Origin of the sequence: Janthinobacterium sp. MP5059B (genome assembly GCF_001758645.1) — a bacterium.
GTDB classification, from domain to species: Bacteria; Pseudomonadota; Gammaproteobacteria; order Burkholderiales; family Burkholderiaceae_D; genus Janthinobacterium; species Janthinobacterium lividum.
This window is the reverse complement of the sequence record NZ_LRHX01000006.1, coordinates 684,132-700,721: the sequence shown is the minus strand read 5'-3', so window position 1 is coordinate 700,721 and position 16,590 is coordinate 684,132. Positions and strand designations below refer to the sequence as shown.

Sequence of the window (16,590 nt, the reverse complement as noted above, 5' to 3'; positions counted from 1 at the left end):
GCCCACGCCCGGCTGGCCGCCCCCCGCAAGGCGGGCTACTCCTCCAGCCCTCCCCCCAGCGCCTTGTACAGGGCCACGGACGACTTGAACTGGTCGCGCCGCACGTCGAGCAGGGTTTGCTGGGCAGCATACGACTGGCGCTGCGCGTCAAGCAATTCCAGGCGGCTGTCCTGGCCCGCGTCGTAGCGCAGTTGCGACAGCCGCTGACGCTGCTGCGCCGCAACCACCACGCGCTGCTGCGCATCGATCTGCTGCGCATACGTGGCGCTGCCGGCCAGCCCGTCGCGCACGTCGCGGAAGGCCGCCTGGATGGCCTGCTCGTATTGCAGCACGGCCACGTCCTTGCGCAGGCGCGACAGTTGCAATTCCGCGCGCAGCTGGCCGCCCTGGAATAGCGGCTGCGTCACTTGCGGCGCGAACGACCAGCTGCGCGCGCTGCCACGGAACAGGTCGCCGAGCTCAGGGCTGGCAAAGCCCAGCGACGCTGTCAGCGACAGTCGGGGGAAGAAGGCGGCGCGGGCGGCGCCGATTTCCGCATTCGCCGCCACCAGCGCGTATTCCGCTTGCAGGATGTCAGGACGGCGCGCCAGCAAGTCCGACGGCAGGCCGGGCGGCAGCTGCGTCAGCACGGGCTGGCCATCGAGCGGCCGGCCCGCCGGCAAGTCCGTTGGCAACGGCGCGCCCAGCAGCAGTTCCAGGCTGTTGCGGGCCAAGGCGCTGGCCCGCTCGCGGGCCTGTACGTCCGCTTCCGCCGTGGCCGCCTGTCCTTCCGCTTGCGCCACGTCCAGGCCGCTGCCCTGCTGCGCGCCGTGCAGGCGCTGCGTCAGGGTCAAAGCCTGGCGCCAGTCAAGCAGGGTTTGCCGCGCCAGTGCCAGCTGCTCCTCGGCCAGCCGCTGTTCCAGGTACGCATCGGCGACGGCGCCGATCAGGGCCATGTGCGCGGCGCGCTGGCCCTGCTGCGTGGCCAGGTAGCGCGCAAACGCCGCGTCCGACAAGGAGCGCAGGCGGCCGAACAGGTCGATCTCGAACGCGCTCATGGCGATGCCGGAAGTGAACTGGTTTTGGGTCACCGCGTCGGCGCCGCGCTGGCGCACGCCGCCCGCATTCGCGCCGATGGCCGGATAGCGGCCCGCATCCTGGATCTGGTACTGCGCCCGCACGGCTTCCACGTTAAGGGACGCCGCGCGCAAGTCGCGGTTGTTTTCCAGTGCGATGTCGACCAGGCGCTGCAGGCGCGCATCGAGCAGCATCTGGCGCCAGCCCAGATCGGCCGCAGTGTCGACCATGCCTGGCGCGGCAACCGCGCCATAGCTGGCCGGTATCGGCGCCGCCGGCTTGACCAGCGGCGGCGTCAATGAACACGCCGACAACAGCCCGGCGATCGGTAACAGATGAAACCAACGCATTACAACTCCCCTTCCACCGCCTTGACGGCGATGCGATTACTGCGTTTGTTGAAATAGCTGCCCATCTTGTCGACGGCGCCCAGCACCACGACAAAGAACACGGGCACGAAAAACACGGCTAGCACGGTGGCGGTAATCATGCCGCCGAACACGCCCGTGCCGATCGCATGCTGCGTTTCGGCGCTGGCGCCCGTGGCCAGCATCAGCGGCACGACGCCCAGCGCGAAGGCCAAGGACGTCATCAAGATCGGACGCAAACGCAAGCGGGCCGCTTCCACCGTCGCCTCGACCAGTCCCTTGCCCTGCGCCTGCAGCTGGCGCGCATATTCGACGATCAGGATCGCATTCTTCGCCGACAGGCCGATGATCGTGATCATGCCCACCTTGAAGAACACATCGTTCGGCATGCCGCGCATCATCACGGCCAGCACGGCGCCCAGCAAGCCCAAAGGCACGACCAGCATCACGGAGACGGGAATGCTCCAACTTTCATACAGGGCCGCCAGCACGAGGAAGACCACCAGCATCGACAGCGCCATCAGCATGGGCGCTTGCGACGCCGATTCCTTCTCTTGCAGCGACTGCCCCGTCCACGCCAGCGCGAAGCCGGGCGGCAGCTGTTTCACCAGGCGCTCCATTTCCAGCATGGCGTCGCCGCTCGATACGCCCGGCGCCGCGCTGCCCGAAATGCGCGCCGCAGGATAACCCTGGTAGCGCACCAGTTGCAGCGGCGACTCGCTCCACACGGGGCGTACCAGTTCGCCCAAGGCCACCATGCCGCCCGCGTTATTGCGGATGCGCAGGGCCAGCACGTCGTTCAACTGCATGCGCGACGGCGCATCGGCCTGGATGATCACCTGCTGCATGCGACCCGCATTCGGGAAATCGTTGACATAGGTCGAGCCCATGGCTGCCGTCAGCATGTCGGCAATGGCCGTAAACGACACGCCCAGCGCTTCCGCCTTGGTGCGGTCGATATCGAGGCGCACGCTGGCGCCCGGCGGCAAGCCGTCCGGATACACGCCCGCCACCTTGCTGCTTTGCGCGGCCAGGCCCAGCAGCTGGTTCTGCGCCGCCTGCAGGGCAGCGATACCCTGGTTGGCGCGGTCTTGCAAGCGCATGGAAAAGCCGGACGAGTTGCCCAGTTCATCGATGGCGGGCGGCATCAGGCTCATGATCACGCCCTCCTTCGCCTGCGACATGGCTTCCTGCGCCAGCGCCACTTCTTCCTGCGCCGTGGCGCCGTTGCGCTGTTTCCAATCCTTCAGCATGGTGAACGCCAGGCCCGCGTTCGGTCCCGCGCCGGAAAAGCTGAAGCCGAGGATCGACTGATTCACCTCGATGCCGGGCCGCGTGGCCACGTGCTGCTCGTACAGTTTGACGACATCGAGCGTGCGCTCCATGGTGGCGTCGGACGGCAGCTGGATCGAGGTGATGAAGTAGCCCTGGTCTTCTTCCGGCAAAAAGGCCGAAGGCAGCTGCATGAAGGCCACGCCCAGGGCCGCGACGATGGCGCCATACACGACCATCGAACGGCCCGCGCGTTTGAGCATCGCCACCACGCCCTTTTCATAGCGGGCCGTCATGCGCTCGAACTGGCGGTCGAACCACAGGAAGAAGCCCTTCTTGTCATGGTCGTGCGGACCGATCGGTTTCAACATGGTGGCGCACAGGGCCGGCGTCAGGGTCAGCGCCAAAAACGCCGAGAACAGGATCGACACGGCCATGGCCAGGGTGAACTGGCGGTAGATGGCGCCCACGGAGCCGCTGGCCAGCGCCATCGGGATGAACACGGCCGTCAGCACCAGGGTGATGCCGACGACGGCACCGGTGATTTCGCGCATGGCCTTCGACGTCGCCTCCTTCGGCGACAAGCCTTCGGTCGCCATCAGGCGCTCGACGGCTTCCACCACGACGATGGCATCGTCGACGATGATGCCGATCGCCAGCACCATGCCGAACATGGTCAGCACGTTGACGGAATAGCCGGCCATCAGCATCACCGTGAAGGTGCCCATCAGGGCAATCGGCGCGACGATGGCGGGAATCAGCGTGTAGCGTATCTTTTGCAGGAACAGATACATGACGAGGAACACCAGCACCATCGCTTCCAGCAGGGTAACGACGACCTTTTCGATCGAGATCTTCACGAACGGCGCCGTATCGAACGGCACCGAATACTTGATCCCGGCCGGCATCGTGTGCGCCAGTTCGGCCATGCGCGCGCGCACGGCGCTGGCCGTCTGCACGGCGTTGGCGCCCGGCGACAGCATGATGGCGGCGCCCGAAGCGGCCTGGCCGTTTTCGCGGATGCTGAAATTGAAGCTTTGCGCGCCCAGCGACACTTTCGCCACGTCGCCGATGGTCACTTTCGAGCCATCCGCATTCGCGCGCAGGACGATGGCGGCAAATTCGGCCGGCGTTTGCAGCTGGCCCTGCACCGTCAGCGGAATCGTGACGCGCTGGCCGTGCACGGCGGGCGAATCGCCCAGGCGGCCCGGGGCGATCTGCGCATTTTGCTGCGCGATGGCGGCCGTCAGCTCGCCCATGGCGATGTTGTACGACACCAGCTTGGCCGGATCGACCCAGATGCGCATGGCCCGCTCGGAGCCGAACAGCTGCACCTTGCCCACGCCGGGAATGCGGCGCAGTTCTTCCGTCACGTTGCGCGCCAGGTAGTCGCCCAGCGCCACTTCGTCATGCTGGCCATTCTCGGAAATCAGGCTGACGATCATCAGGAAGCCGGACGATGCCGACTCCACCGTCAAGCCATTTTGCCGCACGGCTTGCGGCAGGCGCGGTTCGATGGCTTTCAGGCGGTTTTGCACGTCCACCTGCGCCATTTCCGGGTTCGTTCCCGGCTGGAAGGTGACGGTGATCGAGGCCGAACCCGAGGTATCGGTGGACGACTCGAAATACAGCAGGTGCTTGACGCCCGACAGTTCGCGTTCGATCAGACCCACCACGGAATCGTTCATGGTTTGCGGCGTGGCGCCAGGATAGTTGGCGCTGATGCTGACGCTGGGCGGCGCCACCGAAGGGAAGCGCGCAATCGGCAATTGCGGTATGGCGATCAGTCCGAACAGGACGATGAAGACCGCCACCACCCACGCAAAGACGGGGCGGTTGATGAAAAATTGAGGCATGTCGTTACACTTTCAATATGTACGGGTCAGCGCACGGCGCTGACGGCAGGTGCGGCGGCAACGGCTGCGGCGCGCTTCCATGGCTGCGGTGCGGCGGTGGCGCCCGGCTGCAAGCGTTCCTGGCCTTCGATGACGACGGTTTCGCCAGCCTTCAAGCCGCCGTTGACCACGTACTGGTGGTCGATCACGTCGCCCACGCTGATGGGTTTAAGGCTTGCTTTGTTCGTGCCATCGAGCACCCAGGCCTGCGCCTGGCCGCCGCTGCTGTGCAAGACGGCTTGCTGCGGCAGCAGCATGCCATCTGCCTGCACGGCGCGGGCGATGCGGGCGCGCACGAACATGCCCGGCAGCAGTTGGCGCTGCGGATTGTCGACCAGCACGCGGATGACGGCGTCGCCCGTGCCCGCATCGACGCTGATGCCCGAGAACAGGATGCGGCCCGTGACGGGATGCGGCTGGCCATCGGCGCCTAAAATGGTCACGGGCAGCTTGTCCGCGCCGCCGGTGCCGGAGGCTTGCAGCGCGGCCAGCGCGGCGGCCGGCTGGCGCACGTCGACATACACCTTGTCGATCTGCTGGATGCGCGCCATCGGCGTGGCATCGGCCAGGCCCACGAGCGCGCCTTCCGTCACCAGTTCGGAGCCGATGCGCCCGGCAATGGGCGCCTCGATGCTGGCAAAGGCCAGGTCCAGGCGGCGGCGCGCCAGGGCCGCGCGCGCCTGGGCCACGGTGGCCACGGCTTGCTCGCGCTGGGCCACGGCATCGTCATACGCCTGGCGGCTGATGGCGTCCGCTTCCACCAGCGGCTTCAACCTGTCGGCCTGGCTGCTGGCGCGGTTCGCCGTGGCCACCGCATGCTGCAGGGCGGCGGCGGCCGAATCGACGTCCGCCTGGAATGGCGCCGGGTTCAGCTGGAACAGCTTCTGCCCCGCTTTCACTTCGGCGCCCTGCTCGAACTGGCGGCGCAGCACGATGCCGCCCACTTGCGGGCGGATGTCAGCCGTGCGGAAAGCGGCCACCCTGCCCGGCAATTCATCGCTGAGGACGACAGGCGCCGCTTGCAGCTTGAGCACAGTAACGGCGGCGGGTGGCGCGGCACCTTCTTCCGGCGCGGGTTTGGAACAGGCGGCAAGGCTGAGCAGTGCCGCGGCGATCAACATGTTTTTCTTGGTGAGGTGGCTCGGATGCATGGTCTTTCTCTATGGCAGATCCCAACCGGCGGTCCGGTCGACAGATAACAGGAGCATAGAAGGCCAAGATGGATGTTCCGTCAAAGAAATGTGGAGATTCGATGGAGACGGCGAAGAATGCTAGACTATTTATATGAACTATCATCACAGCGCCAGCCAGCCCTCCTTCCTTGCCACCACGCCGCCTTCCGCCCTCGTCCTGATCGCCGAAGATGAACCGCAAATCGCCCGCATCCTCGCCGGCTACCTGGAGCGCGACGGCTACCGCACGGCCTTCGCGATCGATGGCCAGGAAGCGCTGCAGCAGCACCTGGCGCTGGCGCCGGACCTGCTGCTGCTCGACGTGCAAATGCCCCGTGTCGATGGCTGGGGCGTGCTGACGGAAGTACGGCGGCGCGGCGAGACGCCCGTCATCATGCTGACGGCGCGCGACCAGGATGCCGATAAACTGGCCGCCCTGCGCGTGGGTGCGGACGACTACATCATCAAGCCCTTCAATCCGGCCGAAGTGGTGGCCCGCGTGGCGGCCGTACTGCGCCGCTCGCGCGTGCGCCACCATCCCGTCGGCGGCCAGCGCCTGCGCTGCGGCCCCATCGAGATCGACCAGGAAACGTACGTGGCCAGCGTGCTGCGCGACGGCGCGCCCGTGCCACTCAGCCTGACGTTGACGGAATTCCGCCTGCTGGCCCACCTGGCGCGCACGCCGCGCCGCGTCTGCAGCCGCCTGGAATTGCTGGAGTCGTGCATGCCGGAGAGCAATTCGATGGAGCGCACGGTGGACAGCCACGTCAGCAAGCTGCGCAAGAAGCTGGAAGAAGCAGGCGTGATGAACATGCCGGCCAGCCTGCGCGGCGTGGGCTACCGCCTGGAAAGCGACCTCTGATGCGCTTCACAGGCTTGAACCGGCAGATCATCCTGTCGATGTCCGTGCTGATGGTGTGCAGCATCCTGATCATCTGGATCGGTTCCTGGACCTTTTTCGCCATCGCCTTCAAGATCGATCCCGGCATGCTGTCCGAGCCGGACGACTGGTCGCCCAGCACCGTCGAGTGGCTGTGGATCTTTGCCATCACCATCTTCGGCCTGGCCCTGGCCGCCTTCTTCGCCATCAAGCTGGCCGCGCGCATCTTGAAACCGATCAATTCCGTGATGGACAGCGTGCGCCGCGTGGCCCATGGCGACCTGTCCGCGCGCGCCTTCGCCGGCGACCGCACCCTGGGTGAAACGGCCATGCTGGTCGACGATTTCAACAGCATGGCCGAGCGCCTGCAGCGGGGGGCGCAGGAAAGCCTGACGTGGAATGCAGCCATCGCGCACGAGCTGCGCACGCCCGTGACCATACTGCGCGGCACCCTGCAAGGCGTCGTCGATGGCGTCTTCAAGCCAGAGGAAGTGCCGTTTTCCAGCCTGCTGTCGCAAGTGGAAGACCTGGGCCGCCTGATCGAGGACTTGCGCACCCTGAGCCTGGCCGACAGCGGCCACATGCAGCTGCGCATGGCATGGACGGACCTGACCCTGGAAATCGAGGAAGTGGGCCGGCTGCTGGCGCAAGAGATGGAAGCAGCCGGCTTCACCCTGCGATTGCACCTGTCCGACCATCCCGTCTGCTGCGACGCGGCGCGCATCCGGCAAATCGTGCTGGCCCTGCTCGACAACGCGCGCCGCTATGCGCATCCGGGCCTGCTGCGCGTGCGCACCCGCGTGCAGGCCGGCCAGTACTACCTGAGCGTCGAAGATGCAGGCCCCGGCATTGCCGAGGAGCTGGCGCCGCACGTGTTCGAAGCATTCCGCCGCGGCGACAGCGACAGGGTCGACTTGAACGCGGGCAGCGGCCTGGGCCTGGCCGTGGTCGAAGCCATTGCGCGCGCGCATGGCGGCAGCGCCGTCTGCACGCGTGGCAAGGCGGGCGGCAGCCTGTTCACCATCAAGTGGCCGGTCGAACACGCCGCGCCGCCGCACGCCGGCTGACTATATCGCCGGCGCGCGCAGCATGTCGACAAAGGCGCGCAGCACGGGCGGCATCTGGCGCCGGCTCGGGTAGTACAGGAAGTAACGGGGCGGCGGCGGCAGGCAGCGTTCCAGCACGCACGCCAGGCGTCCCGCCGCGATATCGGCGCGCGCATCGGCTTCGTACACATACGCCAGTCCCGCGCCATCGCGGGCCGCGCGCAGCATCAGTTCATCGTCGTCGAACACCAGCGGCCCGCCGACGGCGATGCTGACACCCTCGCCTGCCTGCTCGAACTCCCACGCATACTGGCGCCCGCTGGGAAAACGCCGGCCGATGCAGGCATGCTCGAGCAGCGCGCGCGGCGTGCTTGGCGCCCCATGCGCCGCCAGATAGGCGGGCGACGCCACCACCACGAAAGGCTGGCGCGCGCCCACGGGCACGGCGATCATGTCGGCCGCCACCTGCTCGCCGAAGCGGATGCCCGCGTCAAAACCGTCGCGCACGATATCGATCATGCCGTCGTCGGTGACCAGTTCGACCTGCACGCGCGGATAACGGGCGACGAAGTTGGCCAGCATGGGCGCCAGCAGCAGCCGGGCGGCCGGACGGGGCACGTTCAGGCGCAGCTTGCCTGCGGGCACATCCTGCAAGGCGCTCAAGTCCAGCAAGGCATCATCGATTTCGCGCATGGCCGGCGCCAGCCGCGCCAGCAACTGCTGCCCCGCCTCGGTCGGCGTGACGCTGCGCGTGGTACGGTTCAGCAGGCGCACGCCCAGGCGCTCTTCCAGCGCCCGCAGCGCATGGCTGAGGGCGGAAGCGGACACGCCCCGTTCAAGGGCCGCCTTGCGAAAGCTGCGCAGGCGGGCGACGGCGGCAAAGGCCGTCAATTCATTGAGGTCAGCCATTATTCATGAACAAAATTCAGTAATGCATGCAGGATAAGCCATCTTATCGCATGCTGTTGCTTCATCCATACTCCTTGCATCTTTTTTGAAGAGGAGTGAAAAATGGAACACAGAACACTGGGCAACTCCGGCTTGCGCGTCGCCCCCATCGGCCTGGGCTGCATGGGCATGAGCTTTGCCTACGGCGGCGCGGACGAGGCCACCTCGCTGCGCGTGCTGCACCGCGCCGTGGAACTGGGCGTGACCCTGATCGATACGGCAGAAGTCTACGGCCCCTACGCCAACGAGGAATTGGTGGCCCGCGCCTTGAAGCAACTGCGTGGCAAGGTCAGCATCGCCACCAAGTTCGGCTTCAGAATCTTGCCCCACGGCCAGGGCGTGGAACGCATGGCGGGCGTCGACAGCCGCCCCGAACACATCGTCCGGGCCGTGGAAGCGTCGCTGTCCCGGCTGGGCATCGATTGCATCGACTTGCTGTACCAGCACCGCGTGGACCCCGCCGTGCCCATCGAAGACGTCGTCGGCGCCATGGCGGATCTGGTGCGGGCCGGCAAGGTGCGCCACCTGGGGCTGTCGGAAGTGTCGGCCGCCACCCTGCGCCGCGCCCACGCCGTGCATCCGATTGCGGCCGTCCAGTCCGAGTATTCGCTGTGGAGCCGCGATGTGGAAGCCGAGGTGCTGCCCGCTTGCCGCGCGCTCGGTATCGGCTTCGTGCCGTACAGCCCGCTGGGCCGGGGCTTCCTGACGGGCCGGCTCGCATCCAGCGCCGCACTGGCGCCAGACGACTACCGCCACAGCCTGCCCCGTTTCCAGCCGCAGGCGATGGCAGCCAACGCGAAGCTGGTGGCTGAACTGCAGCGCCTGGCGGCGGCGCGCGGCGCCACGGCAGCACAGCTGGCCCTGGCCTGGCTGCTGGCCCAAGGCAGCGATATCGTGCCGATACCGGGCGCCCGCAGCCTGGCGCACCTGGAAGAGAATGTGGCCGCCGCGCGTATCACCCTGAGCAAAGCCGAGCTGGGCGCCATCGGCGCCGCCATCGCTCCCGCCGCCGTGCAGGGCGCGCGCTACCCGCAGCATGAGCTTGCCATGCTTGGCCTGTAGACAACCGTGCCTGGCTCGGCTATACAAGTTCTTTTGCCCGCCGCACTTGAAATGCCTGAATCCGCTATCATTTCCAATCTGAACTATTCATTATGAAAGGGATTTATATGTCCGCACTGCTCGAAACACTGCAATGGCGCTACGCCACCAAGAAGATGGACCCGACGAAAACGGTGCCGCAAGACAAGGTCGAGCGCATCCTGGAAGCCGTGCGCCTGACGGCCAGCTCCAGCGGACTGCATCCTTATGAAGTCTTCGTCGTGACGAATCCGGCCCTGCGCGAACAGATCAAGCCGCATGCATGGAACCAGTCGCAAGTGACGGACGCCTCGCACCTGCTGGTGTTCGCCGCCTGGGACAATTACACGGCAGAACGCATCAACGCGCGCTTTGACCTGGTCAACACCGTGCGCGGCTTCAAGAATGAAGGCTGGGAAGCCTACCGCCAGCAAATCCTGGCCACGTATCCGCAACGCGATGCGGAAACCAACTACCAGCACGCGGCGCGCCAGGCATATATCGGCGTCGGCACGGCGCTGATCGCCGCGGCCCAGGAAAAGGTCGATTCGACGCCAATGGAAGGGTTTGATCCAGCCAAGGTCGATGAAATCCTGAATCTGCGTGAAAAAGGCCTGCGTTCCGTCGTCATGCTGCCGCTCGGCTACCGCGCCGACGCAGGCGACTGGCTGGTGGACTTGAAAAAAGTGCGCCCTGCGCGCGAGCAATTCATCACCGAGCTGGCGTAAGCGCCTCGCCAGTGATTGAAAAGCGGATGCCCTCGCCGGCATCCGCTTTTTTTTGTCCGTTCAGGCCGCTTGCGGAAAGCGCACCGTCACCTGCAGGCCCCGTCCCTCGCCCCCCTCGGCCAGCGCGATATCGGCCTGGTGGTGCTCGGCGATGTGGCGCACGATGGACAGGCCCAGGCCGCAGCCCCAGGCGTCGTTGCCGTCGGGGCGGAAGAAGCGGTCGAACAGGCGCGCGTGGTGCTGTTGCGGAACACCTGGGCCGTTGTCGGACACGCGCAGCAGGGGCCGGCCCTCTTCCACGGCCGCCTGCAAGTCGACCCTGCCACCCTGCTGCGTGTAGCGCAAGGCGTTGTCGATCAGGTTATTCAGCAACACTTGCAAGCCATCGGGATCGGCCTGTACCAGCACCCTGGCCGGCAACGTTTCCACCACGCCTAGGTCGATCTCCCGGCTGTCGGCCAGCGCGCTGTGGTCGGCCACGGCCGCTTCCAGCAATTGTCCCAGGTCCACCGTGTGCAGCTGGCTGGCCGCCAGCGCCGTTTCATGGCGCGCCAGGCTGAGCAACTGACGCACGAGGTGCGTGCTGCGGTCCAGCCGCTCATGCAGCCGCGCCAGCGCCACGCGGCGCTCTTCCTCGCTGGCGGCCCGCTCGGCCACCTGCAGCTGCAGTTTCAGCGCCGTCAGCGGCGAGCGCAATTCATGCGCCGCATCGGCAACAAAGGTGCGCTGCGCCGTCAGCGCCGCTTCAAACTGCCCCATCAGGCTATTCAACGCCAGCGCCACGGGCCGCAGTTCGGGCGGCATGTCGTCGGCCGCCAGCGGCGTGAGCGCGTCCGGCGAACGGCCCGCCACGGATTCGGCCAGCCGGTGCAGCGGCGCCAGCGCCCGCCCCACGACGGCGACGATCAGCAGCGCCAGGATCAGCGCGAATACCAGCAGGGGCGCGCCGGCGCGCATGGTCATCTGCCAGGCCAGCTGGTCGCGCACGGCCTGCGCCTGCGCCACCTGCACGTAGCGGCCGCGCCGCGTTTCGCCGTACAGGCGCCAGTCCTCGCCGTGCAGCACGACATCGGCAAAACCGGCCAGCGCATAGCGCGGCAGTGCCGGCTGGCCCTGCAGGACGGGCAATGGCTGGCCATCCTCGTCCCAGGCCTGCAGCACGAACGCTTCTTCCGGGTCTTGCGCGGCGGCCAGGCCCGTCTGCGTCTCGAATTCGTCGGGCAAGGCCACGGCCAGCTGGCGCAGCTGCAGATCGGCCAGTTCATTGGTTTCTTCCAGCAGCGAACGGAACAGCGAAATGCCGGCGCCGAGCACGCACAGCAAGGTGGCGGCCAGCAAACCGAGCAGCAATTGGCGGCGGATGGTCAGCAAGATGCTACCCGCATCTTGTAGCCCACGCCGCGCACGGTCTGGATGCAGTCGGCACCGAGCTTCTTGCGCAGCTGGTACACGTACACATCGACAGTATTGCTTTCCACTTCGCAATCCCAGCCATACAGCTTTTCGCTCAGCTGGCGCTTCGACACCACCTTGCCCGGATGGTCGAGCAAGGCGCGCAGCACGGAAAACTCGCGCGGCGGCAGCTTGATCAATTCGCCCTCGAAGGTGACCTCGTGGCTGGCCAGGTCGAGGATCAGCGCGCCGTGCTCGATGACGGAGCGCGAACGGCTGACCCGGCGGCGCAGCAGCGCGCGGATGCGCGCCAGCAGCTCGTCGAGGTCAAACGGCTTGACCAGGTAATCGTCGGCGCCGCTGTCGAGCCCATCGACGCGGGCCGGCGTACCGTCGCGCGCCGTGATGATCAGCACGGGCAACTCGGCGCCCCGCGCACGCATGGTGCGCAGCACGTCCATGCCCTCCTTGCCGGGCAAGCCCAGGTCCAGCAGCATCAAATCGTAGGCGAAGCCGGCCAGCGCCAGCTCCGCATCGTGGCCATCGCGCACCCAGTCCACGGCATAGCACTCGCCGCGCAAGCCCTCGACCAGGCTTTCCCCGATCATCGGATCGTCTTCCACCAGCAACACGCGCACCCGGGCCTCTCAATGTCTTGAAATAGCCGCCATCTTACCTCGACTGGCGCCGCGCCGCATAAGCTGCCGCGTTGGCCTTACCTGGGCCCGGACCCGCGGAACGGCGGGATATTGCCTTCTTGCGGAAACAGGGCCACGCCTTTCGCAAGCGGTACCGCCGCAGCGAGCGCCTCGCCAGGCTGGGCCGCTTGCGATACCGGCAGAAAAGCCAGCAGGGATAGCGCGCCAACACAGAAAATAGCCTTGATTTTCATATCATTCCTCAAAGGTTGCATAGAAAAATATCGGATCAATACATTATCTTATATATTGATAAACAGGCAATGCCGATCCAAGATACCTGCGTGCCGGCAACAAGTCAATCTCCGCAGCAACTGAATTGCCCGGCCTGGCGCCCGATTTCACGCCAGCGTGACTATGTGCGCATTTGGCGCATTTTTTATGCGGTATATTTTCCTTCCCTCCACGCATCTGGAAAGGCCCGCCATGTCCACCCCCACTTTGGATACCGTCATCGTCAAGGCCGCGATTTATCCGCCCATCGGCATTGCACGCGTGGGCAACAGCCCCAGCGAGTACTTTCTGGGACCGGAGGTGCCGGAACCGGCGGCGCGGCCGGCCGGTTATTACCGCGATGCGTCCGGAGCCATCAAGCGCCAGGCGGCCAGCTTTCGCATCTACGGCCTGAACGCGGCCGGCGTGGCGGTGGCCGAATTGAACGCCGGCAATGCCGACATCGAATGGTCCGTCACCCTGGCCAACACGAAGGCGGCGTGGTACCAGTTCCAGATCGCGCTCGATATTCCCGAGGCGAATGTCACCCAGCCCTCGTTCCTGCGCAACATGGCCGTCACCGACCGCGCGCAACTGTCCATCACGCCGGGCGAGCGCAAGATCAGCGGCAGCGACAGCCAAGGCGTGGCCTTCGACAGCGGCCGCTTCATGGGCACGCCCGTCTACCTGGGCGAATTGCGCACGGATGCCATGGGACGGCTGATCGTGCTGGGCGGCCATGGCAAGTCGGCCTCGTGGAATGGCGCGCGCGCCATCACCTTTGCCAACAACGAAGGCTGGCATGACGACACGGCCGACGGCCCCGTCTGCGCCAAGGTGCACTACCAGGGCCATGCCTTGCCGGTCGACATGGCCTGGGTGGTCGTCGCGCCGCCCGACTATGCGCCGCAGCAAAAGTCGGTGCGCACCATGTGGGACTTGATGCGCGACTTGTTTGTTTCCGAAGGCAAAATTGCCGCGCCTGCCGTTCCCTCGTTCCAGGACGATATCCGCCCCATTTTCGAGCGCCTGTCCAACCTGCAATGGGTGAATGCCGGCTTTGCGGCCGCCTTTGGCTGGGACGGCAGCACGCCGTTCAGCCGCGACGAATGGATGGCGCGCCTGGCCAGCCCGTCCGACAACCGCAAGGAGTGGCGCAACGTCATCTATAACCAGTTCCGCCAGTTCGAGCGCGACGCCTGGGCGCCATCGCCGTGGCCATGGCTGTATGGCGATGCGATGGCCATCCCGCCGGCAGACACGCCACGCCAGAACTGCGCGCTGAGCAATTTGCAGTTGCGCTTCCTCAAGCAATGGGCCGACGGCAAGTTCACGGACGACTACGCGCCCGGCAAGACGCCGCCGCAAAGCCTGGCCGACGTGGAACTGGCGCAGCAACCGGACACCCTGCTGCGCGCGGCCATGGAATTCTGCCTGGCCGACGCCTTCCACCCCGGCTGCGAAATGACCTGGCCCATGCGCCAGGCCAGCATGTACAGCGCACCGTTCCGCCTGGCGCACCGGCCGCCCGGCTGGGTGGAGCCCGACTACGGCGCCGTCTTGACACCGGACAATATCAGCAGCCCCTGCTCGGCGCAGATCGCCGGCGGCGTGACGCGTTGGATGGCCGTGCCATGGCAGACAGACACGGCCAGCTGCCGCTCCGGCTACCAGTCCGACTACGATCCCTACGTGCCCACGTTCTGGCCCGCGCGCGTGCCCAACCAGGTGATGAGCAAGCTCGCCTACGACACGGTGATGAACCGCGAAGTTCCCGTCGACGACCGCCTGGCCGCCTTCGCCCGGCGCGCCGCGTGGATACGTCCGCTGGGCAACATCAGCTATGAAGAGCAGATCAACAACATGATCGCCGACCTGGCGCAAGTGGGCGTGGTGGAAGTACGCCCCGGCCCCACGGACGTGACGGGCTTCCCTGCCTTCCTGCAGGTGGAAAACCTGCCGCAACCGATAGCCGGCAAGCACCAGTTGCACGCGGCGGCGGGCATACCGGACGAGTTCGTCGACGTCGACCTGGAAGGCACGGAAAAAGCGCGCCATCTGCAACGGCACCGCTTGTGACCCTGCTGCAGGCCGACGTGCTCATCGTCGGCTCCGGTCCGGCCGGCGCCACGGCCGCCCTGAACCTGGCGGGGCGGCACCGGGTCTTGCTGGTCGAGCGCCTGGCCGCGCCGCTGGCACGCATCGGCGAATCGCTGCCGCCGGCCGCCGCGCGCCTGTTGCAGGACATGGGCTTGCTTGACGCCTTCCTGCGCCAGGGCCATGCGCCCTACCACGGCAACCGCGCCTGGTGGAACGGCGCCTGGACGGAACACCATTTTCTCAGCGATCCCGACGGGCACGGCTGGCACCTGGCGCGCGGCACCTTCGACCTGTGGCTGCGCGACGAGGCGCGCCGGCGCGGCGCCGCCCTGCTGGCCTCGGCCAAGGTCACGGGCATCACTCCGGATGACGGCGGCTGGAAAGTACGCCTGGTAACACAGCACGGCCCCTGCGACGCGGCGGCGCGCATCATCATCGACGCCACGGGACGCAACGCCCGGCTGGCCCGCAGAATCGGGGCGCGGCGCCAGCGCAGCGACCGGCTGGTATCAGTATGGCAATACGGGCAGGATCGCACGCCCTCCGCGCGGGGCTTTGCCCACATCGAGGCGTGCGAAGACGGCTGGTGGTACAGCGCGCCCCTGCCCGGCCAGCGCCGCGTGCTGGCCCTGCATACGGATGCGGACTTGCTCGACACCAACATCTTGCGCGATGCCGGCTGGCTGGAAGCAGCGGCGCGGCGCCTGCCCGCCACGCGGGAATTGCTGGAGCAGCAAGGCTACACGGCCGAGACACTCGCCATGGCCACGCCCGCGCATACGGCGACCCTGGACGCCGGCGCCGGCCCAGGCTGGTTCGCCGTCGGCGACGCCGCGCTGAGCTTCGATCCGCTGTCATCGCAAGGCATCTTCAATGCCCTGTACACGGGCCTGGCCGCGGCCGAGGCCGCCGACCGCACGCTGCACGGCGACGTGAATGCCTATCATAAATACAATGGGGAACTGACAGCCATCGGCGCGGCGTACGAACGCCACCTGGCGTACTGCTACGGCCAGGAAACGCGCTGGCCGTCAGCGCCGTTCTGGCGCCGGCGCAGGTCGGCCATGCAAGCAAGCTGAGCCTGACAAGGTTGCAACTATGGCAAGATTGCGCGCCATTACGGCCGCATCGTCAGCACCCCGATGACCAGCGCGCGCATGCCCAGGTCGAACTCGGCCTCGATGAGCGCATCGTCCTCTGCTTCCCAGGCGTCGCCGGCCGGCGCATACACGGTGTCGGCCAGGGCCACGCAGTGAAACGCCACGGTCGACAGCAGCCAGCGGGTGCGCTCCAGCGGCAGCTGGTAGCCGTGCGCCACCTGCGCCTGGTGGGCCTCGATGCGCGCCAGCATGGTCGGCGGCGTCGCTTTCCGGCGCAGCAGATAGGGCGCCAGGCCGGGATGCAATTTGACCAGCTGGCGCAGCGAAGCGCTGAAACGCAGCAGGTAGTGCTCCAGGTCATCCTCTCCGGGCGCGGGCAATTGCCAGTGCGCAAAAATCTCCTCGGCTACCAGCAGCTTGAGCGCGGCCAGGTGTGCCACGTGCTTGTACAGCGCCACGTGGCTGACGCCGAGCAAGGCGGCCACGCCCGTAAAGGTCATGGCGGGCAAGCCCATGGCGATGCCGGCGTCGGCAATGCGCGCGCGCGTGATGCTGGGGGGACGCCCGGGGCGCGGTGTATCGGTGGCGATAGTCATCATTATTTTCCGTGGCGGCTGCTGCGTTGTCGTTTTTCAGCAATTA

14 protein-coding genes are annotated in these 16,590 nt (G+C 66.6%); 6 read left to right on the top strand and 8 right to left on the bottom strand.

All coding sequences use genetic code 11. From position 1 onward, the window contains the following. Window positions 1-35: 35 nt before the first annotated feature. Genes JAB1_RS07800 through JAB1_RS07790 form a run of 3 tightly spaced genes read right to left on the bottom strand, consistent with a single transcriptional unit; the run spans window position 36 to window position 5,742 of the window. Entirely contained in the window at window positions 36-1,406 is a 1,371-nt protein-coding gene (locus tag JAB1_RS07800; protein WP_070279379.1) for an efflux transporter outer membrane subunit, read from the bottom strand. Further along, window positions 1,406-4,552 carry an efflux RND transporter permease subunit gene (locus JAB1_RS07795; RefSeq protein ID WP_070279378.1) on the bottom strand — a complete coding sequence of 1,049 codons (3,147 nt, stop codon included), beginning with the start codon at window positions 4,550-4,552 and terminating at the stop codon, window positions 1,406-1,408. The genes JAB1_RS07800 and JAB1_RS07795 overlap by 1 nt, the downstream gene beginning before the upstream one ends. A gap of 26 nt (window positions 4,553-4,578) precedes the next feature. Continuing rightward, window positions 4,579-5,742, bottom strand: coding sequence for an efflux RND transporter periplasmic adaptor subunit (locus JAB1_RS07790; RefSeq protein ID WP_070279377.1), 1,164 nt, complete (start codon window positions 5,740-5,742; stop codon window positions 4,579-4,581). A gap of 133 nt (window positions 5,743-5,875) precedes the next feature. Between JAB1_RS07790 and JAB1_RS07785 the strand changes: the two genes are divergently transcribed. Continuing rightward, the gene (locus JAB1_RS07785) at window positions 5,876-6,625 is read left to right on the top strand and encodes a response regulator (protein ID WP_070279376.1); all 750 of its coding nucleotides are present in this window, start codon (window positions 5,876-5,878) and stop codon (window positions 6,623-6,625) included. Beyond that, window positions 6,625-7,710: an ATP-binding protein gene (locus JAB1_RS07780; RefSeq protein WP_070279375.1), complete on the top strand. Its 1,086-nt coding sequence runs from the start codon at window positions 6,625-6,627 to the stop codon at window positions 7,708-7,710. The genes JAB1_RS07785 and JAB1_RS07780 overlap by 1 nt, the downstream gene beginning before the upstream one ends. Here JAB1_RS07780 and JAB1_RS07775 read toward each other — a convergent pair whose 3' ends face one another. Then, window positions 7,711-8,598 (bottom strand): LysR family transcriptional regulator, encoded by an 888-nt coding sequence (locus JAB1_RS07775; RefSeq protein WP_070279374.1) that lies wholly within the window; start codon window positions 8,596-8,598, stop codon window positions 7,711-7,713. A gap of 102 nt (window positions 8,599-8,700) precedes the next feature. On the opposite strand from JAB1_RS07775, the gene JAB1_RS07770 reads away from it, so the two are divergent. Together JAB1_RS07770 and JAB1_RS07765 are read left to right on the top strand one after the other, a co-directional pair. Beyond that, on the top strand, window positions 8,701-9,699 hold the full coding sequence (locus JAB1_RS07770) for an aldo/keto reductase (protein WP_070279373.1): 999 nt from the start codon (window positions 8,701-8,703) through the stop codon (window positions 9,697-9,699). A gap of 107 nt (window positions 9,700-9,806) precedes the next feature. After that, the gene (locus JAB1_RS07765; protein ID WP_034788098.1) at window positions 9,807-10,445 is read left to right on the top strand and encodes an NAD(P)H-dependent oxidoreductase; all 639 of its coding nucleotides are present in this window, start codon (window positions 9,807-9,809) and stop codon (window positions 10,443-10,445) included. Between the two features lie 60 nt (window positions 10,446-10,505). Here the strand turns inward: JAB1_RS07765 and JAB1_RS07760 are convergent, their stop codons facing one another. The 3 genes from JAB1_RS07760 to JAB1_RS29845 all read right to left on the bottom strand — a co-directional run bounded on the left by JAB1_RS07760 (window position 10,506) and on the right by JAB1_RS29845 (window position 12,729). Continuing rightward, a complete protein-coding gene (locus tag JAB1_RS07760) occupies window positions 10,506-11,816 on the bottom strand; it encodes an ATP-binding protein (protein WP_034788095.1) in 1,311 nt (436 codons plus the stop codon). Beyond that, entirely contained in the window at window positions 11,810-12,475 is a 666-nt protein-coding gene (locus JAB1_RS07755; protein WP_034788094.1) for a response regulator transcription factor, read from the bottom strand. Before JAB1_RS07755 ends, JAB1_RS07760 begins: the two co-directional genes overlap by 7 nt. 77 nt (window positions 12,476-12,552) lie before the next feature. Next, window positions 12,553-12,729: a hypothetical protein gene (locus tag JAB1_RS29845; RefSeq protein ID WP_170846515.1), complete on the bottom strand. Its 177-nt coding sequence runs from the start codon at window positions 12,727-12,729 to the stop codon at window positions 12,553-12,555. Window positions 12,730-12,961: 232 nt separating this feature from the next. Here JAB1_RS29845 and JAB1_RS07750 point away from each other — a divergent pair, with 232 nt between their 5' ends. Together JAB1_RS07750 and JAB1_RS07745 are read left to right on the top strand one after the other, a co-directional pair. Next, window positions 12,962-14,827, top strand: a complete 1,866-nt coding sequence (locus tag JAB1_RS07750; protein ID WP_139144472.1) for a LodA/GoxA family CTQ-dependent oxidase — start codon at window positions 12,962-12,964, stop codon at window positions 14,825-14,827. Further along, window positions 14,824-15,927 carry a tryptophan 7-halogenase gene (locus JAB1_RS07745; protein WP_070279371.1) on the top strand — a complete coding sequence of 368 codons (1,104 nt, stop codon included), beginning with the start codon at window positions 14,824-14,826 and terminating at the stop codon, window positions 15,925-15,927. Before JAB1_RS07750 ends, JAB1_RS07745 begins: the two co-directional genes overlap by 4 nt. Before the next feature lie 38 nt (window positions 15,928-15,965). Here the strand turns inward: JAB1_RS07745 and JAB1_RS07740 are convergent, their stop codons facing one another. After that, the gene (locus JAB1_RS07740) at window positions 15,966-16,547 is read right to left on the bottom strand and encodes a TetR/AcrR family transcriptional regulator (protein WP_254672003.1); all 582 of its coding nucleotides are present in this window, start codon (window positions 16,545-16,547) and stop codon (window positions 15,966-15,968) included. Between the last annotated feature and the right edge of the window lie 43 nt (window positions 16,548-16,590).